Origin of the sequence: Plesiocystis pacifica SIR-1, assembly GCF_000170895.1 — a bacterium.
Classification (GTDB): Bacteria; Myxococcota_A; Polyangia; order Nannocystales; family Nannocystaceae; genus Plesiocystis; species Plesiocystis pacifica.
Genome location: NZ_ABCS01000014.1, coordinates 36,646 through 63,523 on the forward strand (window position 1 = coordinate 36,646; position 26,878 = coordinate 63,523).

At 73.0% G+C, this 26,878-nt stretch carries 17 protein-coding genes; 13 read left to right on the forward strand and 4 right to left on the reverse strand.

Annotated features, from left to right (window positions below; translation table 11 throughout):
- The first annotated feature begins 47 nt into the window (after positions 1 to 47).
- The 3 genes from PPSIR1_RS09355 (at position 48) to PPSIR1_RS09365 (ending at position 5,322) form a co-directional block, all read left to right on the forward strand.
- Positions 48 to 1,238 (forward strand): leucine-rich repeat domain-containing protein, encoded by a 1,191-nt coding sequence (locus tag PPSIR1_RS09355; RefSeq protein WP_157595366.1) that lies wholly within the window; start codon positions 48 to 50, stop codon positions 1,236 to 1,238.
- 99 nt (positions 1,239 to 1,337) lie between these two features.
- A complete protein-coding gene (locus PPSIR1_RS09360; RefSeq protein ID WP_006970788.1) occupies positions 1,338 to 3,062 on the forward strand; it encodes a hypothetical protein in 1,725 nt (574 codons plus the stop codon).
- A 7-nt stretch (positions 3,063 to 3,069) separates the two neighbouring features.
- Positions 3,070 to 5,322: a type VI secretion system Vgr family protein gene (locus PPSIR1_RS09365; protein WP_006970789.1), complete on the forward strand. Its 2,253-nt coding sequence runs from the start codon at positions 3,070 to 3,072 to the stop codon at positions 5,320 to 5,322.
- 55 nt (positions 5,323 to 5,377) lie between these two features.
- Here the strand turns inward: PPSIR1_RS09365 and PPSIR1_RS09370 are convergent, their stop codons facing one another.
- The 4 genes from PPSIR1_RS09370 to PPSIR1_RS09385 all read right to left on the reverse strand — a co-directional run bounded on the left by PPSIR1_RS09370 (position 5,378) and on the right by PPSIR1_RS09385 (position 9,340).
- Positions 5,378 to 6,097 carry a LytR/AlgR family response regulator transcription factor gene (locus tag PPSIR1_RS09370; protein ID WP_006970790.1) on the reverse strand — a complete coding sequence of 240 codons (720 nt, stop codon included), beginning with the start codon at positions 6,095 to 6,097 and terminating at the stop codon, positions 5,378 to 5,380.
- Positions 6,098 to 6,128: 31 nt separating this feature from the next.
- Entirely contained in the window at positions 6,129 to 7,115 is a 987-nt protein-coding gene (locus tag PPSIR1_RS42275) for a sensor histidine kinase (RefSeq protein WP_157595367.1), read from the reverse strand.
- A gap of 100 nt (positions 7,116 to 7,215) precedes the next feature.
- A complete protein-coding gene (locus PPSIR1_RS09380) occupies positions 7,216 to 7,746 on the reverse strand; it encodes a hypothetical protein (RefSeq protein WP_006970792.1) in 531 nt (176 codons plus the stop codon).
- A gap of 193 nt (positions 7,747 to 7,939) precedes the next feature.
- A complete protein-coding gene (locus PPSIR1_RS09385; RefSeq protein ID WP_006970793.1) occupies positions 7,940 to 9,340 on the reverse strand; it encodes an MATE family efflux transporter in 1,401 nt (466 codons plus the stop codon).
- A 188-nt stretch (positions 9,341 to 9,528) separates the two neighbouring features.
- On the opposite strand from PPSIR1_RS09385, the gene PPSIR1_RS09390 reads away from it, so the two are divergent.
- The 10 genes from PPSIR1_RS09390 to PPSIR1_RS09435 all read left to right on the forward strand — a co-directional run bounded on the left by PPSIR1_RS09390 (position 9,529) and on the right by PPSIR1_RS09435 (position 26,804).
- The gene (locus PPSIR1_RS09390) at positions 9,529 to 10,182 is read left to right on the forward strand and encodes a hypothetical protein (protein WP_006970794.1); all 654 of its coding nucleotides are present in this window, start codon (positions 9,529 to 9,531) and stop codon (positions 10,180 to 10,182) included.
- A gap of 51 nt (positions 10,183 to 10,233) precedes the next feature.
- Complete coding sequence (locus PPSIR1_RS09395; RefSeq protein ID WP_006970795.1) at positions 10,234 to 13,098, forward strand: carboxypeptidase regulatory-like domain-containing protein; 2,865 nt, start codon at positions 10,234 to 10,236, stop codon at positions 13,096 to 13,098.
- Between the two features lie 39 nt (positions 13,099 to 13,137).
- On the forward strand, positions 13,138 to 14,511 hold the full coding sequence (locus tag PPSIR1_RS09400) for a tetratricopeptide repeat protein (RefSeq protein ID WP_006970796.1): 1,374 nt from the start codon (positions 13,138 to 13,140) through the stop codon (positions 14,509 to 14,511).
- Between the two features lie 120 nt (positions 14,512 to 14,631).
- Positions 14,632 to 16,017: a cation:proton antiporter gene (locus PPSIR1_RS09405; protein WP_006970797.1), complete on the forward strand. Its 1,386-nt coding sequence runs from the start codon at positions 14,632 to 14,634 to the stop codon at positions 16,015 to 16,017.
- A complete protein-coding gene (locus PPSIR1_RS42280; RefSeq protein ID WP_086001171.1) occupies positions 16,014 to 17,456 on the forward strand; it encodes an NAD-binding protein in 1,443 nt (480 codons plus the stop codon). Before PPSIR1_RS09405 ends, PPSIR1_RS42280 begins: the two co-directional genes overlap by 4 nt.
- Complete coding sequence (locus tag PPSIR1_RS09415; RefSeq protein ID WP_006970799.1) at positions 17,453 to 18,901, forward strand: TrkH family potassium uptake protein; 1,449 nt, start codon at positions 17,453 to 17,455, stop codon at positions 18,899 to 18,901. Before PPSIR1_RS42280 ends, PPSIR1_RS09415 begins: the two co-directional genes overlap by 4 nt.
- On the forward strand, positions 18,898 to 23,241 hold the full coding sequence (locus tag PPSIR1_RS09420; RefSeq protein WP_157595368.1) for a cation:proton antiporter: 4,344 nt from the start codon (positions 18,898 to 18,900) through the stop codon (positions 23,239 to 23,241). Before PPSIR1_RS09415 ends, PPSIR1_RS09420 begins: the two co-directional genes overlap by 4 nt.
- 15 nt (positions 23,242 to 23,256) lie before the next feature.
- The gene (locus tag PPSIR1_RS09425; RefSeq protein ID WP_006970801.1) at positions 23,257 to 24,129 is read left to right on the forward strand and encodes a mechanosensitive ion channel domain-containing protein; all 873 of its coding nucleotides are present in this window, start codon (positions 23,257 to 23,259) and stop codon (positions 24,127 to 24,129) included.
- The gene (locus tag PPSIR1_RS09430; protein ID WP_006970802.1) at positions 24,126 to 25,886 is read left to right on the forward strand and encodes a hypothetical protein; all 1,761 of its coding nucleotides are present in this window, start codon (positions 24,126 to 24,128) and stop codon (positions 25,884 to 25,886) included. Before PPSIR1_RS09425 ends, PPSIR1_RS09430 begins: the two co-directional genes overlap by 4 nt.
- 66 nt (positions 25,887 to 25,952) lie before the next feature.
- Positions 25,953 to 26,804 (forward strand): hypothetical protein, encoded by an 852-nt coding sequence (locus PPSIR1_RS09435; protein ID WP_006970803.1) that lies wholly within the window; start codon positions 25,953 to 25,955, stop codon positions 26,802 to 26,804.
- The last annotated feature ends 74 nt before the right edge of the window (positions 26,805 to 26,878 follow it).

The following is a 26,878-nucleotide window of genomic DNA, read 5'->3' on the forward strand; positions in this document are numbered from 1 at the left end:
AACCATTCACGCTAGTTTGTCGTTGGGTCGAAGCGCCGATCACGACCATGCCGCGAACTCCATCGACCGCCCCGAGCAACCCGCGTTTTCTGTGTCTGTGCGCCCTCCTGGTCGCTTGCGCCGACCCGGCGACCGCTCGCTCCACGAGCGCCCCCACCCCCGGCGAAGCCGAGGGGCCGACGGGTGTAACCGCGAATACGGACACGACCCCGAGCTCTGCGGAGCCCGATCCCTCGGCGGCGGAGCTGGCGCAGGCTGCCGTCGACGACGATCCGCCGCCGGTCCCCGACGCCTTCCAGTTCGACATGGACGGGGCCGTCGCCCAGGGTCCTGCGGCGGACGCGAAGCTCGGAGCCGAGCCTGAGCCTGAATTTGATCCCTCGGTCAATCCGCCCCTCGACTTCTCCTTGCTCCCCGACTACGGCCGCGCCGACAAGATCGAAGAGGTCGAGCACGACTCGCCCCTGGTCCAGGCCAACGTCGACGTCGACGCCTACGACCTCACTGGCCCGTCGATCACCAAGATCGAGCAGGGCGCGACCCAAGACGAGATCGCTCAGGCCCTCGAGGGCGTCACCGGGCTGCGCAACGTGGACTTTGGCGGCACCTTGCTCGCGGACCTCGAGCTCATCGAGGACCTCGAGTACGTCGAGAACCTGATCTTGTGGGACACCCACGTCGTCGACCTCGGCCCGGTGTCGGGCTACGAGGACCTGCTCTTGCTCGACGTCCGGGGCACGGGGGTCGAGGACCTCTCGCCGCTGCGCCGGGCGACCAAGCTGCGCAAGGTCCTGGCGAGCTCGAGCAACGTCCGCAACCTCGGGCCGCTGAGCGACATGAGCGAGCTGGCCGTGCTCGACCTGGCCGACACCAGCGTCCGCGACCTGAGCCCCCTATCCGAGCTCGAGAAGCTCACCGTGATTCGCCTCGACAACACCTCGGTCCGCAGCGTCCGCTCCCTGTCCCAGCTCAGCCGCCTCGAGATCCTGTCGCTGTCCAACACCGAGGTCAGCGATCTTCGCCCGCTCCTCGGCCTCGAGCGCCTCGAGACCCTCAACCTGGCCAACACGCCGATCAAGACCACCGCGACCCTGCGCAAGATGACCGGGCTGCGGACCCTGGACCTGCGCGGCACCCCGCTGAGCTCCAAGCAGATCAGCGAGCTCGAGGCGGTGATGCCCTTCACCCTCGTGCTCGACGACGCGTGGGAGCGGGAGCGCAAGGCCAAGCGCGGCTGAGCCTGCTCGCCCCCCTGCTCGACAGCTCCAGCGAGAACGCGGTAGCGTCGTCGCCGTGACGCACCGCGGGTCTAGATACCGCCGAGGGAGAGGCTCCCGGTGACCGGTTCGCAGCTGGCCATCATGATGTTCAGCTTCGCGGGCATGGTGCTGTTCGCCGGGGTCGCGGTGGTGCTCTACCTGCGCCAGCAGCAGCTGCGCGAGGCGGCCCCTCCCCCGCTGCCCGTGACCCCGAAGCCGGCGGCGCCCCAGGCCTCGCCGATCGAAGAGCCCACCGAGCCCACCGAGTTCGTCCCCGCTCGCCACGGCGGACCGGACCCCGACGCGCCGCGCAAGCTGGGCGAGAGCGGCACCGAGCTCGTCCCCGCCCCCCATGGGCCGGAGGACCCGGAAGCAGAGCTGGAAGCCACGGAGCTCGTCCCCGTCCACCACGCCCCGCCCGATCCGGAAGAGAGCGGCACCGAGCTCGTCTCCGTTCACCACGCGCCGCCCGAGGAGCGCACGGCGTTCGTCCAGCCTCACTTCGCGCCGGAGCCCCCTCCGCCTGCGGAGCGCACGGCCATGGTCCAGCCACGCCTCGAGCCCGAGCCCCCTCCGCAGCCCGTCCCCGTCCCTGCCCCCGTCCCGGCCAAGCCCGTCGAGGCCCCCGCCGCCGCGCCCGAGCCGAGCACGGACCACGCCCACCACTTCGATCTGGCCGTCGCGGCCCTCGCCGAGTCCTTCGAGCAGCTCCGCTCGGGCGCCGCCCCAGGGACGATCGAGAGCACCCACGCCCGCTGGCGAGGCCACCTCGCGGTGCTCCACTCGGCCGACCTCGACGCGCTCTCGACCACCCTCCGCCCCGCCCTGAGCGCGACCGAGCCCGCGCGCCGCAGCGCGGCCTGGCGAGCGCTGCTGACCCACCGCAAGCTGTCCCTGCGCGAGCAGCTGCCCGAGCTCGTCGACGGCCTCGACGGGGACGCCCGCGCAGCCGCCGTGGCCACGCTCGCCTCCATCGCGGACCCCCGGGTCGAGCGCGCCCTCGCGGTCGGCCTCGAGGGCGCGCAGGCCAAGGGCGCGGACAAAGCCGCGACGTGGCGCTTTTGGCTGGAGGTCGCCACGCGGCGCGGCGAAGGGCCCGACGACGACGCGATCGCGGCCGCGCTCGCCTCGAGCGAGCCCGAGATCCTGGCCCTCGGCCTGCGCCTGCTGCCTCGCTCCAGCCGCCGGGACGCCCAGCGGGCCCAGGCGGACAGCCTCGTATTTGCGCCCAACGCCGCGGTGCGCACCGCCGCCATCGAGGCCAGCGTCACCCTCGGCCACAAGGGCGCGTGGCTGGTCGCCCGACAGCTCGCCCGCAACCCCAGCTTCCCCCGGATCACCGCCCTCGTCGCGAGCTTGGGTACGGCCGCCGAGCTCGACGCCCTCGCCGCGGCCCTCGAGCGCCCGAGCCTCGCGGCCGCCCTGGCCCTGCTCGCCTCGGGCCGCGCCGCCGCCTTCGAGCGCTGCGCTGTCCTGGTCGACGACCAAGACGCGCTCACACCCGAAGAGCGCGAGGCCCTGTCCGCCGCGCTCGCGGCCGCTCGAGGCGAGGGCCCCAGCCAGAGCCCCGAGCACCGCCTCCTCGCTGGCGAGCGCCGCACCGGCCCGACCCTGAGCGCCTGGCTCCGACGACCCGAGAGCGCCCGAGACCCCCTCCTCGCCCACCTGTGCGCCGAGCTGCGAGTGCGCACCCGGGGCGAGGTCGACCTCGACCCCGCCCTCGAGCCCGACGCCTGGCGCCGACGAGTCCAGGCCGCCGCCGCCACCCTCGAGGCCCTCGACCTCGACGCCCCCGTCCCCTGAGCTCCCCATGGCTGCCCTCCCGCCCCTCACCCACCGCATCGCCTTCCCCGACGGCCCGACCATGGACTGGGAGGTCGAGCGCCTGCGCATCCACGAAGGCCTCAACCAGTGCGGCGAGGCCGTGTTCGACCTGCGCACGCAGGAGCTGCAGTCCAGCACCCGCGAGCTCCTGGGCGCGCGCTGCGAGCTCAGCTTGCAGCGCGGCGACCACCCGCCCCAGTCCCTGTTTGGCGTGGTCACCCGCGTCGAGCAGCTCGGCCTGGCCAAGGGCGCCCGCGGGGTCCGGGTGCGCGTCGAGCCGGCCGTGGCCCTGGCCCGACAGCGCGTGCACTCGCGCATCTTTCAAGGCCAGTCCGTGCTCGACATCGTCCGCGAGGTGCTCGCGCCCATCCTCGACGGCTACGCGCGCGCCATCGACCTCGACGGGCTGCGCCGCGGCGCCGCGCCCCGGGACTACTGCGTGCAGTACCGCGAGCGCGACCTGGAGTTCGTGCGTCGCCTGCTCGAGGAGGAGGGCATCAACTGGTTCTTCGTCCACGACCCCGAGCGCGGCTGCGAGGTCCTGACCCTGTCCGACGACAACAAACTCCACCCCCGGGTCGAGAACGTCGACGGCAGCGACCACATCGCCCTGCGCCGCGCGGACGAGGGCTCCCCCACGGAGAGCTTCGGCGCCCTCGAGTGGCGCGAGGCCCTGACGCCCACGGCGACCCTGGCCACGGCCTACGACCCGGGCAGCCCCGGGAGCACCCTCGGCGAAGGCTGGGCCGAGCCGGGCACCGACGCGCGCGGGCACGAGCGACGCGTCTACGTCCACGACATCGAGCGCCTGGGCAACCGCTGCCTGGACCAGCGCGCCCGCGACCTCGGCCTGGCCCTCGCCCTCGACGGCTCACGCCTCGTCGCCACCGGCGACGCCGCCATCGCCCGGCCCGGACACCGCTTCGTCCTCGACGGCGCCGAAGACCTCGAGGACCAGGGCGCCCCCTCGGAGTGGATCGTCCTCGCCGCGACCCAGCGCTCGGAGCCCGACGCCGGCGGGGCCCGGGTCCACGGCGTCGAGGTCGAGTGCGTCCCCGCCGACGCCGAGCTGCGCCCCATGCCCAGCGCCGAGCGACCCATCGTCGCCGGGCCCCAGACCGCCACGGTCGTCGGCGGCGGCGAGATCGACGTCGACGCCGAGGGCCGCATCCAGGTTCAGATGCACTGGCAAGAGGGCGCCGCCTTCTCCCCGGGCGCCTCGTGCCGGGTGCGCTGCGCCCAGAGCTGGGCCGGGGGCTCGTGGGGCGCCCAGTTCATCCCGCGCGTGGGCATGGAGGTCGTCGTCGAGTTCCTCGAGGGCAACCCCGACCGCCCCCTGGTCACGGGCTGCGTCTACAACGGCGGCGCCGCCCCGCCCTTTTCGCTCCCCGGCAGCGCGACCCAGAGCGGCTGGCGCAGCCACAGCTCCCCCGGCGGCGGCGGCTTCAACGAGCTGCGCTTCGAGGACGCCGCCGGCCTCGAGGAGCTCTACATCCACGCCCAGCGCGACTGGAACACCGAGGTCCTGCGCCACCGGGTCCTGCGGGTGGGCAGCGACTCGATCATGGGCGTCGGCGGCCAGCGCAGCGCGAAGGTCGACGAAGACGAGCGCCTGCTCGTCGGCGGCAGCCGGAGCGTCCAGGTCGCCAACAACCAGGCGATCACCGTCGGCGCCGACGCGAGCCTGACCGTCGGCGGCAGCCAGAGCGTCACCGTCGCCCAGGATCGCGGCCTGAGCGTGGGCGGCAGCCACACCGAGACCGTCGCCGTGGCCGCCACCGAGACCGTCGGCGCCGCCAAGACCGTGACCGTTGGCGGCGCGCTCATGACCATCGTCGGCGCCGCCATGAACACCTCCGTCGGGGGCCTGAGCGCCGAGGAGGTCGGCGGCATGAAGTCCGTGTCCGTGGCCGGGGGCAGCAGCGAGGCCGTGGTCGGCCCCAAGAGCGTCGACGCGGCCAGCATCAGCCACAGCGCGCGCGCGGATCTGGGCCAGAGCGCGGGCGCCAACTACAGCCTCAGCGCCGGCGCCGACCTGTCGATGCTCGCCGAGGGCCAGCTGAGCCTCAACGGCAAGAAGAAGGGCCTCATCGAGCTCGAGGACACCCTGACCATCAAGGTCGGCAAGGCCAGCTTGTCCCTGCAAAAGAACGGGACCATCACCCTGCGCGGGGTCAAGCTCAGCGTCGAGGGCAAAAAATCGATCACCCTCAAGGCCAAGAAGATCAACCAGAACTAGCAGCCATTCGGGTTCCAGCGCCGCTCCAAACCCGGCGCGGACTTCGGACACGCGGTTACTCGCTCTGCCCGCTGAGGCGTCGCTTGACCTCGGGCAGGAGGCGGCGGCTCACGGGCACGACGGTGCCATCGCGCAGCTGGAGCGCCGCCCCGTCCTCGTCAAAGCGCATGGCCGAGACGAAGGTCAGGTTGACGAGGGCGCTGCGGTGGACGCGAAGGAAGTCGTGACCGCGGAGGCGGGCCTCGAGGGTGTTGAGGCTCTCGTCGAGGATCATCTCCTGCCCGTCGATCCAAAAGACCACGACCCGGTCGGTCGAGGCGAGGTGCGAGACCTCGCGAGCGTCAAAGACCCGCAGCAGCGAGCCGGTCCGAGTGGCGAGCCGGGGAGGCGTGTGGCTCACGCTCGGGGTCTGGGTCGGGACGCGGGCGCGGACGCGAGCGAGGGCGAGGGCGAGGGCGTGTTCGGAGATGGGCTTGAGCAGGTAGTCGACGGCGTCGACGCGGAAGGCCTCGAGGGCGTGCTCGCTGTGGGCAGTGGTGAAGATGATCGGCGGGAGCCCGGGCTCGCGCGCGAGCTCGATGCCGCTGAGCCCAGGCATCGCAATGTCGAGCAAGATCACGTCGGCGCGGTCCCGGGTCAGGACTCGACGCAGGGTCGCCGCGTCGGTCGCCTCGCCCGCGACCTCGACGCCCGCGACACGCTCGCACGCGCGACGCAGCCGCCGCCGGGCCGGGGTCTCGTCGTCGACGATCAGGACTCGCAGCGTTCGTGTCACTCTTCTCCCTACGATTCCCTGTTTCACGGGTTCACGAGCTCAGGGGCAGGGCGAGGACGACGCGCCACCCTCCGCCCAGACGGGGGCCGGCTTCGAGCCGCGCCCGCTCGGCGTAGAGCAGCTCCAGTCGCCGACGAACGCTGTGCTCGCCAGTCTTGGTGCCCTGGCTGTCGACGCTGCTGCCCGGGCCGTCGTCCTCGACCGTCAACACCAGGCGCGGGCCGTCCTCGCGCGCGCGGACCGTCACGGTGGCGCCGGTCGGAGAGTTGGCGACGGCGTGCCTGATCGCGTTCTCGACCAGGGGTTGAACGAGCAGCGGTGGGATCTGCGTTTGGGTCACGTTGACGTCGATCTCGAGCCTCACGCGCAGGCGATCTTCGAAGCGGAGGCGCTCGAGGGCGAGGTAGTCCTGGACCAGGGCGAGCTCGTGCTCGAGCGAGACGGTCTCGTGGCGGCTGCCTTCGAGGGCCGAGCGCAGCAAGCGTGACAGCTCCTCGACGGCCCGTACAGCCTGCGGGGGGCTGTGCTCGACGAGGTCTGCGACGGTGTTGAGCGCGTTGAACAAAAAGTGTGGATCGACGCGGGCGCGCAAGGCTGCGAGCTCGGCCTCCAAGGTCTCGCGCTCGGCCGCGGCTCGGGCGAGTTCGGCGCTGCGAGCGGTCTCTCGCAGCCGATCCGTGAGGCGCCAGATGACCGTGAGCGCAGCGCCCAGGGAGAGGCCGACCTGCCACAGCTCCCACCGGACCGCGCGGGTCGGCTCGTCCACGTCGAGGACCAGACGGGCGAGGCCGAGGGCGAGCTCCGAGCCGAGCAGTACGCCGCCAATGACCGCGCCGAGGTGGAGGAGCGCGCGGGCGGCCAGGCTCGCGCAGCGGTCGAGCCACGCGTCGACGACGAGGTCGTAGACCCCCGAGATCGCCGCGTGGAAGCAAGCCGTGGTGATGGTCGCGCCCACGAAGGTCTCGACGACCTGGGGACCGCTGCTCGTCGCGACCTCGCCGAACGCGAGGGTCAACACGGCGGCGACGGTCGGATACACCCACCCGTCGCACCACAGGCTGTGGAGCCAGCGGATCAGCTTCGAGCTCGACCCCTCCGTCGGCGCGAGCGGGCGGGCGTCAGCGCTGGAGGTCGAAGGTTGCGTGGAGTTCGCCATTGACCTGTGCAGTGATCACGAGCGACTCGGCTTCGATGATGACGTCGACGAGGATGAAGCCGGGCATCTCGAGGGTTTCGAAGCGCACGCGCTCGTTGGCTTGCTCGACCGGGTGGAGTGTGTAGCTTTGGAGCAGACCTCCTGGAAATTTGCCCTCCTCGTCGAGGACCCAGGTGCCGTCTTGCTCGCGGAAGCGAAAGTCGAAGTAGCCGGTGTCGTCGCCGAAGCTCGTGCGGGCGTGGAGGCTCCCGTCCTCCTCGTGGATGAAGTCGAGCGGGAAGTCGTCCAAGGTCCCGTAGGGCGTGTCGCTGATGTGACCCAGCCACGCCCCCTCGGCGCCCATGACCCAGGTGGCGTCGATCTCGATGGCCTCGCCCTCGGCGGCCGTGTCGGCCGTGTCGGTCGCGTCGGGGGTGTCGGCGGTGCAGGCGTACAGGACGCTGGCGAAGGCGAGGGCTGCTGTTGCTGTTGCGGTGACGGTGGCCTGGTTCATGCGGACACCCTGGCCGGCCGAGGGGTCCCCGACGAGCTGCTTCCGACGGGCGGTCGATGGTGGCGACGAGCGGTTCGATGGGCGCACGAGCGGCTCCCTTCGGCGACTCAACACCGACCCGTACCGGGAGTGTCACTCGATTTTGCTCCGGCGCAGCTGCGGCACCCTCGCAGGCGAGCGCGGGCGCCGGCCTTCACTCGGCTTTCGAAGCCAGCCCCGGCCGCCGCGCCGGGCCGCGCCAGTAGATCCACGCGACCATCGCTACCGCGACCACCGCGAGCCCGAGGGCCATGGCGACCCACAGCGCCGGCAGGCCGTAGCCACGCCGGAGCACCAGATAGCCCGCGAGCGGCAACGCCAGCCCAAAGTACGCGAACAGGTTGAAGCCCGCGGCGGGGACGGTGTCGCCCATCCCTCGGAGCACGCCGCTGCCGACGACCTGGACGCCGTCGAAGATCTGGAAGCAAGCGGTGATCGGCAGCAAGGTCGCGGCGAGGGCGACGATCTCGGCCTCGCGGGTATAGGCCAGGGGGAGCAGCTCGCGGCAGCTGACCATCATGACCGCCGACAGGCTCATGACCCCGGCGCCCATGAGCACGCCGATCCAGGCCGAGCGCTGGGCGTCGCGCAGCCGGCCCGAGCCGATGAGGTTGCCGACCACCGTGCTCGCGCCAAAGGAGATGCCGAGGGGGACCATGAAGGTCACGGAGGTCAGGTTGAGGACGATGGTGTGCGCGGCCAGGGCCTCGCGCCCGAGGGTCCCGGCCAGGAGCGTCGTCGCCTGAAAGGCCCAGACCTCGACGGTGTACTGCAAGCCCACGGGGGCGCCGAAGCGCAGGACCTTCAGCAGGCCCTCGGCGTCGAAGGACTCCCGGCTCCAGGGGTGCCAGGCGCCCGCGTAGAGGCGCCGACGCAGGATCCAGGCCGCCAGCGCGACGCAGGTGAAGGTCCGGGTCAGGCCCGTGGCCACGCCCGCGCCGCGCAGGCCCAGGGCCGGCAGACCCAGGTCGGCGAAGTGCCCGAAGATCAGCGCCTCGTTGGCCCCGACGTTGAACACGTTGGCGATCAGCGTGACCCACAGCGCCGGCGCGACGATCTCCCGAGCCTGCAGGTACTGGCGCATGGTGAAGAACCACAGCAGCGGCGGGATGCTCCACACCTGGACGCGCACGTAGGTCTCGGCGGCCGCCGCCAGCTCGGCGTCCTGGCCGAGGGCGACCAGGGCCTCCTCCGTGAGCCAGCCCAGGGCGATGAGCGGCAGGGACAGCCAGGTCGCGGTGATCAGGCCCCAGTGCAGGCCCTGGCCCTGGCGCTTGGCGTCGCCGCGTCCGTGGGCCTGGGTCAGGATCGGGTCCAGGCCCATGATCACGCCGATGCCGAACATCGTCGTGCCCAGGAACCACAAGGTCCCCAGGGCCGAGGCGTCGAGGGCGAACACGCCGACGCGACCGAGCATGATCGTGTCGACGAAGTTGAAGCCCATGATGCCGAGCTGGGTCAGGGCCACGGGCACGGCGATGCGCACGAGCTTGCGAGCGAGGCTGGTCGCCTCAGCGGCGTCGCCCGAATCGGAGGATGGCGGCGTCGCGCTCATGCAGCAGGGAGCATAATCGGAACGGTGCGGACGAACAGGGGTGCCCGCCCGCCGCTCAAACCCGTGTTTTGCGCGCTTTGCGGGCCATCCACGGCAGGCGCGCGAGTTGCCGTGCACGCGCTGCGCGGGCCTGGCACCATCAAGGCATGGCTACCTGGACTCCCCCTCGGTCACGCCTCGCAGGCGTCTTGAGTCTCGCGCTCGTCGCGGGCTGCTCCTTCGACGGCACGGGCAGCGGCGGGGGCGAGGCCGCGGACAGCGAGGACACCGTCGCGGGTACGGACGAGGAGACGACCGAGAGCAGCGGCGACGAGGTCGGCGAGACCGCGGGCAGCGAGGACACGAGCACGGACGCCTCCGAGTCCAGCACGACCGAGGAAGAGTCCTCCTCCGAGGAAGAGTCCAGCTCCGAAGAAGAGTCCAGCTCCGAGGAGGAGTCCAGCACCGAGGAAGAGTCCTCCTCCGAGTCCGGCTCGACCGAGTCCGAGTCCGGCTCGACCGAGGAAGAGTCCAGCTCCGAGGAAGAATCCAGCTCCGAGGAGGAGTCCGAGACCGGCGTGATGGAGCAGCCCTACGGCGACTGCCCCGGCTACCAGGACGACGAGTGCATGATGGGCGAGGACTGCTTCGTCGACGAGATCCGCAACTGGCAGGCGTGCGCGATGCCCTGCAACAACTCGGACGAGTGCCCCGATCTCCCTGGCCACTCGGCGCAGTGCATCAGCGTCAACGCCAACTTCCAAAAATACTGCTTCCTGTCCTGCGAGGGCGACGACGTGTGCCCCGATCAGATGGCCTGCGAGTCGGAGAACGTGGGCATCGACGACGTCTGCGTCTGGTGAGCAAAAAAATCGGTCACACCCGCCGGCTCGCTCCGTAGGGTGGCGCGCCGGATGATGACCACGCCAACGCCACCCGACCCCAACGCCCAGGGCTCCAGCCCCGCGGGCAAGCTCCTCCTGGCCCTCGTCGGCGCCGCCGCGCTGATCGCGGCGCTGGTGTTCATGCGCGGCACCGCGGGCGAAGACGCCGAGCCCGAGGACCAGGCCCAGGCCCAGACCCGAGACGGCGCGTCGCCGAAGGGGCAAAAGCCCGTGAGCTCGAGCGCCAAGGGGCCGCGCGAGGTCCGCGTGGGCGCCTCGGGGGCCGTGACCTCCCGGGCCGGCACCCCCGTCGAGGGCGCCCTGGTCAGCCTCGCGCCGCTGGCCGTTGACGATCAAGACGGCGACGAGGGCGTGATCACCACGCGCACGGACGCGAGCGGGCACTGGCAGCTCGACGCCCTGGCCCCGGGGCGCTACGCGCTGTCGGCAACGGCCACGGATCACCTGCCCGGCGTGCGCCCCGACGTGCGCCTGAAGATCACCGGCGACAACGCGGGCCTGGACCTCATCCTCGACGTCGGCGGCAGCCTGCTCTCGGGCACGGTCCACGACGTCACCGGCGGCGTGGTCGAGGACGCCCGCGTCCGGGTCATCCCCGTCGAGGGCATCCTCGCCCTGCGCGAGCCCGACAGCTTCTTCGCGCTGACCGACGCCGAGGGCCGCTTTGGCGTGCAGGTCCCCGACGGCCGCTTCCGCGTGTCGGCATCGCACCCCGACTACAGCCGCGACACCACGGTCCTCGACATCGAGGGCGGCGACCGCAGCCAGGACTTTCGCCTCGTGCCCATGGGCGTGGTCGCGGGCGTGGTCCGGCGGGCGAGCGACGACGCGCCGGTCCCCGAGGCGTGGGTGACCTGGTCGCGCCAAGAGCAGATCGCCCTGCCCAACGGTGACCAGATCGCCATCGACAAGCCCGGCGGGCGCACGCGCACCGACGAGCAGGGCCGCTTCGAGCTCCGGGGCCTGAGCGCGGGCATGATCAACCTCAGCGCGCGGGCGCCCGGGCTGGCCAGCGACGCCCCCGTGCAGCTGCCCGTGGCCATCGCCGAGCGCGTCGAGGACGTGGTCGTGCGCGTGGTCGAGGCCCAGGACGTGGCCGGTCGGGTGGTCTCGGCCGAGACCGGCGAAGGCATCGCAGGCGTCCGGGTCCAGGCTCGAAGCCGGGCGATCCCGGGCGCGCCCGGGGCGACCAGCGGCGAGGACGGGAGCTTCGTGCTCGCCGGGCTGCTCCCGGGCAGCTACGGCGTCGAGGCCGAAGCCGAGGCCAGCGGCTGGATCCTCGACGGCGCGCCGCCGACCGTGACCGTCACCGAGGGCGCCGCGGCCGAGTCCTCCCTGCGCGTGGTCCTGGCCAAGGCCCCGGCGATCCGCGGCCGCGTCGACCCCCCGACCCGCGCCGAGGTCCGCATCGAGCTCGACCCCGACAACATCCGCGTGGGCAGCGGCATGGTCCAGTTCGCCGGCGGCGTGTCGACCATGAGCGACGCCGAGACCGGCGTGTTCGAGCTCAGCCCCGTGCTCCCGGGCAGCTACACCCTGGTCGCGCGGGCGGCCGACGGGCGCGGCGGCACCGTCGAGGTCGAGGTGCCCCAAGGCGGCGCCGGCCTGGACGAGGTGATCATCCCCCTCGAACGACGCGCGACCGTGGCCGGGACCATCCGCGACGCCAAGGGGGCCACGGTGTCCCGGGCCAGCGTCCGGGTGCGCCGCGAGGCCAAGGGCAACAGCTCGCTGAGCGTCGTGGTCAACGGCCAGGAGCTGACCGCCATCTCGAGCCCCACCTCCACCGAGGGGCGCTACGCCATCACCGGCCTCGACGCGGGCAGCTGGCTCGTCGAGGTCGTCGACGACGACGGCGCGCCCATCCCCTGGGCCGACGGCTCGACCGCGCCCCTCGAGCTGAGCCTCGCCCAGGCCGAGACCCGCGAGCCCTTCGACCTGAGCGTGCAGGCCCGGGACGGGCGCATCGCCGGAGTCGTCCGCGACGCCGAGGGCAACCCCGTGCCCGAAGCCTGGGTCCGCGCGAGCTTCGTGCCCGACAAGGCCAAGCCCGAGGACGACGAGGACGAGCCGGGGACCAGCCGCCGCGAGGTCGCCATGGTCGTGACCTCCGACGCGAGCGGACCCAAGGCGCGCCCGCCCGTGCTGACCGACGCCGAGGGCCGCTTCGAGCTCACCGGGCTGCGCGTCGGCAGCTACCGCCTCGACGCCGAGGCCGACGGCGGCGCCAACACGGCCACCCTCGACGCCGTCCGCCCCGACGCCGACGTGATCTTGACCCTCGCCCCCCTCGGCCGCCTCGAGGGCCGGGTGCTCAGCAACGGCAAGCCCGCGGACTGCATCGCCCGCCTGTCCGGCCCGAGCCAGCGCACGGTTCGGGTCCGCGACGGCCGCTTCGAGGTCGAGCGCCTCCAGCCCGGGGCCTACACCGTCACCGCGTCCACGGGCGACGGCTCCACCAGCCAGCCCGTGACCATCGAGGCCGGCGACACCGCCGAGGTCGAGCTGGTCATGGAGCGCTTTGCGACCATCACCGGCACGGTGATCGACGCCGAGGGCGAGCCCATCGAGAAGGCGGAGATCCTCGTGGGCAGCGGCACCGGCGGGCGCATCGAGGTGTCCCGCGAGGACGACGACATCCCGATCTTCACCGACGCCGAGGGCAAGTTCACGGCCAAGGCCGCCGCGGGTGGGCGCGTCATTTTGGTTCAAGGACCGGACAGCCCCATGCCCATCGCCATCAAGCCGATCAACGTGGTCGCGGGCGAGGACCAGGACCTCGGCGAGATTCGCCAGCAGGACATGAGCGGCATGGTCATGCAAGAGGGGGACGGGCCGCCGGACGAGGACGTGGACGTCGTCGAGGAGGGCTAGCCCCTCGCCGGGGCGCGGCGGATCCGCCATACTCTGGGCATGCCCTCGTACGCACGCGCGCTGCTGGCCGCGCTCACGGTGCTGTGTCTCGCGTCTGCGTGCGCCAAGGAGAGCGCGCGCGAGGAGATCCGGAGCCGAGCGCCTCGACCTTCGCCTCGCTCGCTGGAGCAGGCCAAGCTCGACCGAGATCTCGAGCCCATGCGCGCCGCCTGCATCGCGGGTGATGCGGACAGCTGCGAGCAGATCGGCCGCTACCTCAACGGCGGCCCGCACCCGCTGTGCGTGCCGAACCCCTACCACGGCCCCGGCGAAGACGACGGCTGCGGCAACATCATCAGGCTCCGCGCGGTAGAGGGGCACCTGGGGCCTCCGCCTCCGCCCGACCCGGACGTCGCAGCCTTCTACGCTGCAGCCATCCGCATCCGCGAACGAGACTGCGACGCCGGAGATGCCGGAGCTTGCGAGCAGCTCGCCGAGCAGATCTTCCATGAGCGTGGCTCGCCCGAGGACGAAGCACGGGTCACGGCCCTGCGCGCGCGGGCGACCCAGCTGCGCACCCAAGGCTGCGAGGCGGGCGAGCCCCAGGCCTGCCTCGCGCTCGCCGACGCCTCGCACGGCAAGCTCGCCCGGGACTACGAGCACCGGGCCTGCGCCGTGGGAGGCTTGGAGACCTGCGTCGAGCTCCTCGAAGCCCTCGGGGGTGCCCCCTTGCGCCCGGACATGCGCGACCGGGAGCGCTTCGTCGCGGCCTACTGGAAGCGCCAAGAAAAGCGCGGGCACGTGAACCTGAGCGGGCTCTCTGCTGGCTTCGGCCCGGACGCCCCCGTCGAAGCCTTCGAGGCCCGCTGCAAGGCCAAGGACCCCGAAGCCTGCTACGTCGCCGCCGATCTACTCACCCCCAGCCCCTTCGCGTACGTGATGGCGGGCGTCAGCCTCGATGGGGAAGTGGATGAGGAGCAGGTGAAGGCCGACCGCGCCCGGATCGCGGAGGCCCAAGGACACGCCATCGAAAAGCGAGCCAAGCTCTACGACCGAGCCAAGCAGTTGTTCGCCCGCGACTGCAAGCGCGGGGACGCGCGCGCGTGCTGGAGCCGCGGACACATGCACGAAGCGGCCGGCGAGCTCGATGCCGCGCGGACCCACTACGAGCAGGCCTGCGACGCCGACGAAGCCAAGGGCTGCCTCGCCCGCGCCCGGTTGATGCTCACGGCCGCCGAGCACCCCGACGCCATGGGGGCCGCGAGCGACTGGCTCGCGCGAAGTTGTGCCCTCGACCCCAGCCACGGTTGCGGCGAGCTCGCGCTGATCGTCGAGTGTGGGCTGGGCGTCGACGCCGACGCTGCCCGGGCTGCCGAACTCTACCAGCGGGCATGCGAGGGGGAGAACCGCGCTGCGTGCCAGCGCTTCGGGTGATCCCGCAGACGCAGAGCTCCCCGCGACTCGTTGTCAATTCAGTAGTCTGGACACCCACCAGGGCAGCGAGGGCGAGGACCCTCGCCGCCCGTCGCGTGGTATGCAGAGCGTCCGCCCGCCGTGAACACCACCCTCGTCCTCGTCGCGCTCCTCGTGTTCGCCTTCGCGGTGAGCCGGCTGCTGCACCGCTACGCCGAGCGCGTCGCCATGGTCAGCGGCATCGAGTACGCCGTGGTCGGCGCGCTGATCGGACCGCAGGCGCCCCACGGCCTGGTCGGGCCCGAGATGCTCGAGGCCCTCGACCTGCTGATCACCCTCATGCTCGGGCTGCTCGGCTTCATGATCGGGCTCCACGCCCGCCAGGCCATGCGCCGCTTCGAGCACTTCCTGGCCGGGAGCTTGTCGGGCTTGATCGTGTGCGGGGTGGTCGCGGCGGCCTGCCTGGGCCTGTTTCAGTGGATCGAGCCCAGCCACCTCGCCGACCCCGATCCGCTCATCGTCGTGCCGGTGTTCGCCGACGACTCCCACCTCTACGAGCTGTGGGCCAGCGGCGAGGCCCTGTGGCTGGCCCTGACCCTGGGCGCGGCCGCGTGCGTGGCGAGCACCACGGGGATCCAGAACGCGGCGCTGCGCTGGCGCGCCGAGGGGCCCCCGGTGACGCTGCTCCACGACCTCGCCGCGGCCGGGCAGGTCATCGCCGTGCTCGTGTTTGGCCTGGCCCTCGCCGGTGACCGCGCCGTCATCGCCGCGGGCGACTACGGCCTGAGCATCGCCGAGTGGGCCATGGTCATCGCCGTCGCGGGCGGGCTCACCGGGCTGCTGTTCACGATCTTCATCAGCGGCGCCGAGGACGATCTGCGCCTCTATGTCGCGAGCATCGGCGTGGTCATCTTCGCCGCGGGCATCGGCGACGCCCTCGGCGTGTCGCCGCTGTTCGTCAACCTCGTGGCCGGGATCACCGTCGCGGCGACCTCGGGGCACGGCGATCGCCTGCGCGCGAACCTCGATCAGCTCGAGCACCCGACCTCCGTGCTGTTGATGGTGTTCGCGGGCATGAGCTGGAGCCCCGTGCGCCCGCTGATGTGGCTGATCCCCGCGGCCTACCTGCTCCTGCGCCTGGGCACGCGACTGTGGGCGACCCGCCTGGCCGTCTCGACCTTCACCCAGGGCGTGGAGTTTCGCCGCCTCGGCCCGGGCCTGCTGGGTCAGGGCACCCTCGCGGCCGCCATCGCGCTGAGCTACGCCCAGGATCACCCGGCGACGGGGGGCGTCGTGCTGACCGCCGTGCTCGTGCCCATGCTGATCTCCGACCTGTTCAGCTCCCGCTCGCTGCGCTGGGTGCTGGCCAACGCCGGCGCGATCCGGCCGCGGACCCAGCTGCACGAGCGGGACGACGAGCCCGAGATCGACGTGACCCCCGAGCACCCCTACCGGTCCGAAGCCGAGGCCGAAGCCGGGCCCGGGATCCAGCCCGCCGGAGTCGGAGAACAGGAGTCCGCGCCATGAGAATCGTGATCATCGGTGCCGGCGAGGTCGGCCGCCACCTCGCCCGCTCGCTCCAGGCCGACGCCGACCTCATCCTCATCGACAGCTCGGCCGCGGCCGTGTCCGAGGCCGAGGACTGCCTCGACGCCCGGGCCCTCGTCGGCGACGGCACCCACCGCTCGGTGCTCGCCGAGGCCGAGGTCCACAAGGCCGAGCTGGTCGCGGCGGTCACGGCCATCGACTCCGTCAACCTCGTGATCGCGGCGCTCGCCAAGTCCATGGGCGCGGCCCAGGTCGTCGCCCGCGTCGACGACCCCGAGTTCTACGTCACCTCCCAGGGCATCGAGCGCCAGGTCCTCGGCATCGACGCGGCCGTGTGCGCGAGCCGGCTCGTGGGCGTGGAGCTGCTCCGCCGCCTCGCCGAGATCCGGGCCCGCCAGGTCATCCCCTGCGCCGCGGGCTTCGTGCACATCGCCAGCCACGTGCTCGGCGAGGACTCGCCCCTGGTCGACACCGGCCGGGCCCGGGGCACGAGCTGGCCCAAGAGCGTGCGCGCGGTCGTCCGCGCCGGCAGCCTGCGCCCGGTCCACCAGGTCGAGCACGCCGAGGTCGGCGACGTGGTCCTGCTCGCGGGCTCGCCCCTGACCGTGTTCGAGGAGCTGCTCGGCCGCGCCCTGACCCCGAGCTCGGGGACCACCGAGACCACCATCGTCGGCGGCGGCGACGTGGGCGTGCAGCTGGCCCGCCTGCTCGGGCCCCGCCACCTCCTCGACCGCCTCATCGAGCGGGACCGGGCGCGCTGCTGGGCCCTCGCGGACCAGCTCGACCAGGTCCAGATCCTCCACGGCGACGGCACCAACCTGGCCTTCCTGCGCGACGAGCACGTCGGCCGGGCCGACGCCCTGCTCGCGGTCACCGGCTCCGACGAGGCCAACCTGATGACCTCCCTGCTCGCCCGCGAGCTCGGGGTCGACCACGTGTTCGCCCTCGTCCACCGCCCGGGCTACGCCGGGGTCTACTCCCACCTGGGCGTGTCGGGCACGGTCAGCCCCCACGAGACCGTGGTCGAGGTCATCACCTGGCTGCTGCGCAGCCGCGAGGCCGCCCTCGTCGGCCGCGCCCACCTCGACGGGCTCCCGGTCGAGATCGTCGAGCTGCGCCTCTACGAAGACGGCCTCAAGGTCGCCGACCTGCCCCTGCCGACAGGCTCCGTGGCCCTGCTCATCGCTGGCGCCCAGCTGCGCGAGGCCAAGCCCCGGGCCGTGCTCAGCCGCGAGGACCACGTGATCGTCGCGGTCCCGAGCGGCCGCGTCGCCAAGCTCGAGCGCGACTTGCGACGGCGGGCCCGACGGGCCCAGGGCATGGCCAGCCTCAGCTCGCTCACCGGCGGCTCGATCCCCAGCTCGAGCACGGGATCCAGTTCGGGCTCTGGCTCTGGCTCTGGAGGCGACGCCGAGTGAACCCCCGCGCCATCGCGCGCATGGCCGCGCCCTTGCTCGTGCTCGTGGGCCTGACCATGCTGGCGCCGCTGCTGCTGGCGCTGTGGGACGGGCAGATGCGCAGCGCGATCGCCTACGGCGTCTCGGCTTCGGCCGCTGCGCTGTCCGGGCTGCTCGCCTCGCGCCTGGGCCGCGGCGTCGAGGACGACGCCCTCCACCGCAAGGACGCCATCGGCGTGGTCGTGCTGATCTGGTGCGTCATGGGCCTGTTCGGCGCCCTGCCCTTCATGGTCGAGGGCGCGCTCTTGGATCCCGCGGCGGCCATCTTCGAGGCGGTGTCCGGGTTCACGACCACGGGCGCGACGGTCGTCGGCGACATCGAGGGCCTGAGCCGGGCGACCAACCTGTGGCGCTGCGAGATGCACTGGATCGGCGGCATGGGCATCGTGGTCCTGTTCGTCGCCGTGTTCCCCACCCTCGGCGTGGGCGCCAAGCAGCTGTTCCGCAACGAGGTCCCCGGGCCGACCACCGAGGGCCTGCGCCCGCGCATCCGCCAGACGGCGACGGCCCTGTGGTGGATCTACGGCGGGCTCACGGCCCTGTGCGCCCTGGCGATGATCGCCCTGGGCATGCCCATCTTCGACGCCATCTGCCACGCGATGTCGACCCTGGGAACGGGCGGCTACTCGCCCAAGGCCGCGAGCATCGGCGCCTACCACAGCCCCGCCATCGACTGGGTCACCGCGCTGTTCATGCTCATCGCCGGGCTGAACTTCGGCCTCTACTACGCCGCCGTGCGCGGGCGCTGGCGCGCCCTGTTCGAGGACCCAGAGCTGCGCTTTTACCTCGCCTTCAACCTCGTCGTGACCCTGGTGGTCGCGTGGTCGATCTGGCCGCGCCACGCCGCCATCGGCGAGTCCCTGCGCTACGCGAGCTTCCAGACCCTGGCCGTGACCACGACCACGGGCTTCATGACCGAGGACTTCGACACCTACCCGAACATCGCCCGCTACGTGCTGTTCTTGGCCATGTTCATGGGGGGCTGCGCGGGCTCGACGGCCGGCGGCATCAAGGTCGTCCGGGTCTACCTGCTGCTCAAGGTCGTCATCCGCGAGGTCCGCTCCCTGGCCGCGCCCAACGTGGTCCGGCGGATCAAGATCGGGCGCGCCGCCGTGCCCCGCTCGGTGGTCTCCGGCGTGCTGGTGTTCGTCGTCACCTACTTCCTGATCTTCGCCGCGACCTCCCTGTTGCTGGTCGCCCTCGACCTCGAGCTGGTCTCCGCCATGAGCGCGACCGTCGCGTGCCTGTCGAGCGTCGGCCCCGGCCTAGACGCCGTCGGCCCGGCCCAGAACTTCGACGTGGTCCCGGCCGTGGGCAAGCTCGCGCTGTGCTTTTGCATGATCGCCGGGCGCCTCGAGCTGTTCGTGCTGCTGGCGATCTTCTCCCCGGAGCAGTGGCGCCGATGAAGAAGGTCGTCGTCGTCCTCGGCCTGCTGGCCATGATGTTCGGGCTGCGCTTTTTGCAGACCGACGGCGGCGCGGGCCCGGACCCCCTGACCCTCGCCGCCATCGGCTTCGTCATCCTCGCCGCCTTCGCCCTGGCCGAGCTGCTCTCGCGCGTCGGCCTGCCCAAGGTCACGGGCTACATCCTCTCGGGCCTGGTCCTCGGCCCCCAGGCCGCCGACGTCCTCAGCGAGGAGGTCGTGACCGAGATGGGGATGTTCAACACCCTGGCCGTCGGGCTGATCGCCCTGACCGCGGGCCTCGAGCTGGAGTTCGCCGCGCTCAAGCGCCTGGCCCGGACCTTGCTGAGCACCGTCGGGGCCAAGATCGTGATCGCCGCGCCGCTGGTCGGCCTCGCCCTGATCGCGGCCGAGGCCGCCTTCCATCCGCTCCAGAGCGGATCGGGTCCCCAGGGCATGGCCGTCGCCCTGGCGCTGATCTTCGGCGCCCTGTCCATCGGCACCTCGCCGGCCATCGCCCTGGCGATCATCTCCGAGACCGGGGCCAAGGGCCGCCTGTCCGAGCTCGTGCTCGGCATCGCCGTGCTCAAGGATCTGGTCGTGGTCGTGGCCATGGCCGTCGCCCTGGCGGCCGCGGGCTCGGTGCTCAGCGGCGGCGGCGAGGGGGCCCACGCGCTGCTCCACGTCGCCGAGGAGATCGGGCTGTCGATCGTCGTCGGGGCCGTGCTCGGCGGGCTGCTCATCGCCTACCTGCGCTGGATCCAGGCCGAGATGCTGCTCTTCGTCGCGGCCATGGTCCTGGTCGTGTCCGAGCTGACCATCGCCTACCACCTCGAGCAGCTGCTGGTGCTGATCGTCGCGGGCTTCGTGGTCCGCAACTTCTCCGACTACGAGCACGACCTGCTGCACCCGCTCGAGATGGTCTCGCTCCCGGTGTTCGTGGTGTTCTTCACCATCGCCGGGGCCAGCGTCAACATCGCGGCGACCCTGGCCCTGCTGCCCCTGGCGCTGATCTTGTTCGTGGTCCGCGGCGGGGGCTTTTGGGTCGCCGCCAAGGTCGGCGCGCGGGTCGGCGCGGAGCCCCCGGCCGTGGCCGACAACGCCTGGTACGCCTACCTGCCCCAGGCCGGCGTGACCCTGGGCCTGGTCAAGGGCGCGGCCAATGCCCTGCCCGAGCTCGCCGCGCCCATCCAGGACCTCGGCATGGCGGTGGTCACCCTCAACCTGCTCGCCGGTCCCCTGGCCCTGCGCGCGAGCCTGCGCCGCGCGGGGGAGCTGCCCGCCGAGGGCGAGGGCGCAGCGACGACCTCCGCGGGGCACGAGGCCGAGGCCGACCCCGACGCCCCCGAGGCTCGGACGCGCAAACCCTCGACCCGCGAGCTCGTCCTCGACGAGCTCGACCCGCGGCTGCAGGTCCGGGTCAAGGAGCTGTCCGCCGAGCTCGCGCGCACCCTCGACCGCGGCGTGCGTCCCCACGTCGAGCCGTGGATCGCCGTGCGCCGCCGGGCCTTCGCCCACCTCGACACGGCCTCGCCCGCGGCCCTCGTGGCCCTCGCCGAGGCCCCGCCGCGGAGCCAGGTCGCCGCCCTCGCCGAGGGCCTCGCCGTCGCCTTCGAGGCCAGCGCCAACCACCTCCAGCGCGTCGACAGCAGCGACGAGGTCGCCCTCGAGGCCCGCTGGCTCACCCCCGCCGACGACACCGAGGGCTTCGGACCGCGGACCCGCCAGAGCCTCCGGCGCCTGCGCGTGGCCGTGGGCAGCCGCCGCGCCGCCAAGCGCCAGCTGCCCCTGCGGCTCATCGCCCGCGAGGCCTTCGAGCCCCGCCTGGTCACGGCCCTGCTCGAGCTGTTCCGCCAGAGCTGCCGGACCGACGCCGAGCTGGCCGAGCTCCTGCGCCGGCGCCTGTCCGGGGGCATCGAGGCCGAGGACCTGCCCGATCAGATCGACACCCTGCTCGACGACTTCGCGGCCAGCTCCAAGAGCATCATCGCCGGGGCCCTGACCGCCGGCTCCCGGCGCATGCACCAGCTGCTCGCGCGCATCGACTCCCCGGCCATGCCCACCCGCCACCTCGACTTCAGCGAGGCCGCGGCGGGCATCGAGCGCGAGCTCGCGGCCCTGCAGCACGAGGCCGAGCTGTGGCCCGAGGTCAACGAGGCCTGCTGGCAGACCGTGGCCGTGACCGCCCGGCTGCTGCGCCTCGACACCAAGCTGGCCGAGAGCCGCGGCGTGGTCGCGCGCATCGACGGGGCCAAGACGACCATCGACGGCGAGCTCCAGGGCTTCGAGCGGCGCCTGGGCGACCTGACCGAGCTGCTCGAGCAGACCGAGGAGAAGGCCGAGCTCGACGACGAGGCGCTGATGAAGCTCGAGGCCCGGTGCAGCGGCCTGCTGCCCAAGCCCAGCCTCAAGAAGCTGCGCCAGGCCGAGCTCGAGCTGCGCCGCTCGACGACCAGCCGGACCATCCGCCGGGCGCTGCGCGACGTGTTCGCCCGGGAGACCGGCACGGAGCACCTCGTGGCCACGGAGCTCGTCGCCACCGCGACCGTCCCCGCGCTGATCCGCCCCCGGGAGGTCGAGGTCCGCGAGCTCGTCGACGGCGAGGTCGCCGGGCGCCTCGTCCCCGAGATCGAGCGGACCATCGCCGAGGCCACCAAGCTGGTCATCGACACCCGGACGGCCGCCAAGGACCTGGTCAGCGACGCCGAGCGCAGCTTCGAGTTCCACCGCACCCACCGGGCCCAGGGCGAGGCCGGCGGCCCGGGCTCGCTGCACGCCAGCCTCGAGCACCTCCGGGCCCGCCTCGTCGAGCTGCGCCGCGTCCAGGTCGAGGCCCTCGACGGGGCCGCGCGCGGCTTCGAGGCCGAGTTCGACGCCCTCGACGCGCGGCTGTGGGAGGCCCTCGAGGAGGCCACGGGGGTCAGCGACGCCGCCGGCTGGGTCGGGCGGCAGACCGATCTGGCCCGGCGCCAGGTCGGCCGCTCCCTCGTCGAGATCCGCGGCCGGGTCCGGGCACAGTGGGCTCGCGTCCGCGGCCGCGGCGACGACCTGCTGACCCGCCTGAGCCGCGACTACCGGCTGCGCGCCGGCCTCGAGCTGCCCTCGGCCGCCGAGATCGCGGCCCTGGTCCGGGCCACGGAGCTGCGCGACCTCCCGCTCCCGCCGGAGTACCGCGCCCTGTTCGAGCCCGAGCCCGTCCGCGACCCGCGCTTTTTCGTGGTCAACCGCGAGGCCCTGCGCCAGATCATCCGCGCCGAGCGCTCGTGGACGCAGCACCACCACGGCAACGGCGTGCTCGTGGTCGGGCGCGCGGGCGCGGGCAAGAGCTCGCTGCTCAACGTCGCCAGCTTGCGCCTGGGCTCCCGCGAGCTGCTGACCCTGGGCGGGCGCGAGCGCAGCGGCCAGCACACCAGCTTGGCCCTCGCGCGCGCCGGCGTGCTGCCCCTGCTCGCCGCCGAGCTGCGCTGCGAGGCCACGGAGCAGGCCGTCCTCGACCACCTCAAGGAGCGCCACCGGGCCATCGTGATCGACGACCTCGAGGTGCTCTTGCCCCTCGGCGGCGCGGCCCTCGACGAGCTCGACATCCTGCTGCGCCTCGTCGCCCACACCCGCCGGACCTGCTTTTGGCTCGTCGCCGTGGGCCGCCCCTTCTACCGCCGCGTCGAGGGCCTGACCCCGCTGCGCGTGGGCTTCGCGGAGCTGCTCGAGCTCGGGGTCGACCTGGGCGCGGGCCTGGGCCCCGACGCCGGTCGGCCGGCGAGCTTCCGCGCCCCGACCACCGAGCGCGACGGGCCGGTCCGCTCCCAGCGCCCCACGGCCGCCCACGCCATCGGCGAGCTGCTGTCCTCGCGCCACCGCATCAGCCACCTCGAGCTGCGCTTCCCCCAGTCGGCCCTGCGCCGGGAGCTCGCGACCCTGCCCTTCGTCGAGCTCGGCCCGACCGACCTGCCCCACTACGCGCGCCTGGCCGAGCTGGCCGACGGCAACCTGCGCGTGGCCATGGTCGAGTGGTGCCGGCGCATCGAGGTCGACGGCGAGGGCGAGGCCCTCAACATCCGCCGCAACGCCGGGCACCGCGACCTGCCCTTCGTGCGCAAGCTGCCCGCGACGGCACTGGCGATCCTCGCCGTGATCCTCGAGTTCGGCCCGGTGCGCGCCGAGGAGCTCGCCCGCGCCCTCGGCCGACCCAAGGACGAGCTCGCCCGCTGGCTGCACTTCCTGACCACCAGCACCCTGCTGGTCCGCGACGACCACAACAACCTGCGCTGCCCTCCCCTGGTCCGCGACCTGCTCAGCATCGAGCTGAGCGAGCTCGCCGTGCTGCCCTCCGGGCCCGACGCCTGACGGACGCGTGACGCCATGCTGACGACCCTCGCCCTCGCCCTCGCCAACGCCCCGAGCGTCGCCCCCGCGACGCCCCTCGGCGCGCGCATCGACGGGGAGCTCGAGGCCCTGCTGACGATCCGCCCCGTCGCCCTGCTGACCGGCTGGACCTTCGTGTTCGCCCTGGCCGTGGCCCTGGCCGTGCTCGGGCCGCTGGCCGTGCGGACCACCTGGCGCCTGGGCTTCGACGTCCGCCACCGCCTGGGCTACGCCGCGAGCGCGAGCCGGGTGCTGGCCCTCGGGATGGTCGTCCTCGGGGTGCTGCGACCCTTCTTGTCCCAGGCGCCGACCCTGGGCAGCGCCGTCGTGCTGCTCGGCGTGGGCATGGCGACCATCGCCGCGCCCACCCACCTGCGCAACCTCGGCGCGGGCCTGGCCCTGATCCCGCGCACGCGCCTGCGCGAGGGCGACCTGGTCACCGTCGGCGCGCTCGAGGGCACGGTCCGCGACATCGGGCTGCTCCGGGTCAGCCTGCGCACGGGCGCGGGCGGCATCACCCACGTGCCCGCCGTCGACTTCGATCGCCTGCCCATCGTCGTCGGCAGCCGCCGCGCCGCCGTGCCCATCGCCGTGTCCGTCCCCGTGCCCGACGACCTAGCCCCCGCGACCCTCGCCCGGGCCCGACGCGAGCTGTGGTGCTCGCCCTACCGACGCGCGGGCACGGAGCTCGAGATCCGCCACGAAGCGAGCACCGGCGAGGGCGGCAAGGGCCGGCTGAGCGTGCGCATGGATACCTGGGCCGCGACCTCGTCGACGGAGGTCGAGGCCCACCTGCTGGCCCTGCTCGGCCGGGTGCTGCCCGACCCGGTCGGCAAGCCCGGCAGCGCCAGCGAGGAGGGCTCGCCGTGAGCGACGCCAAGCGCCCCGATCACCCGAGCCGACGGGCCTTCGTGCTCGGCGGGCTCGCCGGCCTCGCGGCGGCGGGCTGCAAGATCGAGCCGATCCTCGACCTCGAGCCCGCGTCCGCGTCCGCGCTCGCTTTCCCCACCCTGCCCCCGAAGATCCCCGATCAGCTCGAGGACGCCGAGGCCACCCTGCGCGCCTTGACCGAAGAGCTGCTCGGCTCCGAGGGCTCGCGGCTGATCCAGGGCGACCTGCGCGACCGGGCCGTCGACGACGACTACGTCGTGCACCACTTCGAGCTGCTGCTGGCCAAGTTCGGCCTCGACCCCGCAGGCACCCGCGGCGGCTGGCGCCAACCCGTCGAGCTCTCGACCGTCGAGCCCACCGACGCCCCCGCCCTCGTCGAGCTGCGCGGCGAGGCCACGCCGACGCGGGTCCAGCCCCGGGACGAGGGCGAGGCCAAGGCCCAGGTCGAGGGCGAGGGCGGCGAGGCCAGCCCCACGCCCGAAGCACAGGCGCCCACGCCCACGCCGCCGAGCGAGGACGAGGGCCCCGAGTCCGAGCCGGACGAAACCGAGGCGCCGACAAAAGCGGACGCCGACCTTCCCCGAGACGCCCTCGATCTCGCCAGCGGCGGCGCCTTCCACCAGCCCGGCTTGCCAAGCGTCGAGGTCGGGCTGCTGCCCAGCCCGTTGCTCAACGCCGGCGACGCGCTCCCCCCCGCGGCCCTTTCTGGGCGCGTGGCGTGGCTGCGCGCGCCCAAGAAGTTCGACCTCCTCGACGACGACGCCCCCGAGCGCGTGGCGACCCTGGCCGCGGCCGCCCGGGAGGCCGGCGCCGTCGCCTGCGTGCTCCTGACCCAGGACGAGGGCCCGGGCATCGAGCGCTTCCGGGCCCGCTGGGCTCGCAAGCTCCGGCGCGCCGAGGACGTCCCCGCCGAGGCCCTCGCCCTCGTCGGCCTCCTCGACGCGGGCAGCTCCGAGGCCGTCGCCGCGCGCCTCGAGGCCGGGACCCTCGCGGTCCTCGACCTCGACCTCGCCACCCGCGAGCGCACCTTCACCACCCACAACCTCATGGCCCGCACCGCCGGCCGCGAGCGCCCCGACGAGGCCGTGGTGCTGACCTGCGCCTGGGACACGCCCGACCCCCACAACCGCGAGCGCGACACCCTGCGCCTGCTCACGACCCTGGCGACCATGGCCCAGCTCGCCGACTGGCAGCGCCGCAGCATTCGCTCGCACCGCTCGCTGCTGGTCCTGCTCACCGCCGACGGCGGCCGCGGTGCCGGGCAGCTCGAGCACGCGCGCTGGGCCGCGAGCAGCGGGATCCGACCGACCATCGTCATCGGCCTCGATCGCCCGAGCCACGGCGAGCCGAGCCCCTACGCCCTGGTCTCCGGCCACATCGACGAGCAGGACGCGAACCTCACCCGGGACGTGCTCGCGCGCGAGGATCGAGAGATCCTGCTCAGCAATGAACTTTCGATCCCGGCCCTCGGCGCCTATCTGCGCTACCAGCACCCGGTCATGACCGTCGGCGAGCCCCCGGACGAGGCCCTCGTCGACCTCCCGGACGCGCCCGAACAACCGCCTCCGACCCCGGACGCCGAGGCGGGCGAAGACGCACCAGGCGAGGACGAGGGCGAGGGCGCCACGGAGTCCGAAGAGCCCAGCGCGGCGGAGCCCGACCACGAGGGCCTCCACGCCGACGTCCGCATGCTTCGAAACCTGATGCTCGCGCTCGGGGCAGATGACTCCCCCTGAGCGGGAGGTAGACCCGTGATTCCCCTCTGAGTCTCGGCGGCGAGCTCGGGCTACCATGGAGCTCCCGTGGCCCTCGCTCCCCTCATCAGCGCCTGCTTGCTGCTCGGCCCCGCGACCCCTCCGCCCGCGACCAGCGACGCGGAAGCGACCGAGCCCCAACCCAGCGCGCCCGCGACCAGCGACGCAGACGCGGCCGAGCCCGGCGAGCCGGCCGAGCTGCCCACCGGCGGCATCGACTTCGCCGTCCCGCCGCCCGAGGGCGAGACCGAGGACGAGGGAAGCGACCCCGCGAGCGTCGAAGGCCCCGCCCCCGCCGCGCCCCCAGAGGACGACCTCGACTACAGCCCCCTCTACGGCTCGAGCATCGGCACGGCGCCCCCCGACGGAGCCGGCGGCATCGTGGCCGGCGCCATGCTCTTGCCCGTGGCCGTCGGCGCGACCTGGCTGCTCACCGGCGGCGACCCCATCTCCGGGATTGGCGACGATCGCGTGCCGATCCTCGTCGCCGGCACGGGCCTGGGCATCGTCGGCGTCGGCGCCCTCGGCCTCGGCCTCTACCGCATGAGCAAGAACCGCCGGTGGATGCGGATCCGCGGCGTCGAGCCCCTGCCCCAGGGCGCCGGGCTGCTCACCGCGGGCGGTATGTCGATCAACTTTGGCGCCGTCGCCGTGCTCAGCGGATCGCTGTTCCTCGCCCGCGACCAGGTCCAGGGGCCCATCCCGGCCTCGATGATCGTCGCGGGCGGGCTGTCCCTGGCCGTCGCCGCGCCCTTGACCCTGATCTACGGCAAGCGCCGGTCCCGAAACTACGCCGCCACGGGCGGATGGCGCCGTCGCCCGCTGCCCCCCGTCCCGACCCAGCCCACGGGCTTTTTCCTACCTGGGGGCTTCGGCGTGGGTGTGCAGGGTCGCTTCTAGGAGCGCTCCCGTCCGCGCGAGCGGGGAACTGTGGATCCGCCCGGGCCGCGATGCTACTTCCCCGAGGCGACCGC

Excerpts from the sequence above, each read along its gene's own strand:
- PPSIR1_RS09355 (WP_157595366.1), top strand. The coding sequence starts at position 48 with ATGCCGCGAACTCCATCGACCGCCCCGAGCAACCCGCGTTTTCTGTGT.
- PPSIR1_RS09395 (WP_006970795.1), top strand. The coding sequence starts at position 10,234 with ATGATGACCACGCCAACGCCACCCGACCCCAACGCCCAGGGCTCCAGC.
- PPSIR1_RS42280 (WP_086001171.1), top strand. The coding sequence starts at position 16,014 with ATGAGAATCGTGATCATCGGTGCCGGCGAGGTCGGCCGCCACCTCGCC.
- PPSIR1_RS09380 (WP_006970792.1), bottom strand. The coding sequence starts at position 7,746 with ATGAACCAGGCCACCGTCACCGCAACAGCAACAGCAGCCCTCGCCTTC.
- PPSIR1_RS09425 (WP_006970801.1), top strand. The coding sequence starts at position 23,257 with ATGCTGACGACCCTCGCCCTCGCCCTCGCCAACGCCCCGAGCGTCGCC.
- PPSIR1_RS09365 (WP_006970789.1), top strand. The coding sequence starts at position 3,070 with ATGGCTGCCCTCCCGCCCCTCACCCACCGCATCGCCTTCCCCGACGGC.
- PPSIR1_RS09400 (WP_006970796.1), top strand. The coding sequence starts at position 13,138 with ATGCCCTCGTACGCACGCGCGCTGCTGGCCGCGCTCACGGTGCTGTGT.
- PPSIR1_RS09385 (WP_006970793.1), bottom strand. The coding sequence starts at position 9,340 with ATGAGCGCGACGCCGCCATCCTCCGATTCGGGCGACGCCGCTGAGGCG.
- PPSIR1_RS09420 (WP_157595368.1), top strand. The coding sequence starts at position 18,898 with ATGAAGAAGGTCGTCGTCGTCCTCGGCCTGCTGGCCATGATGTTCGGG.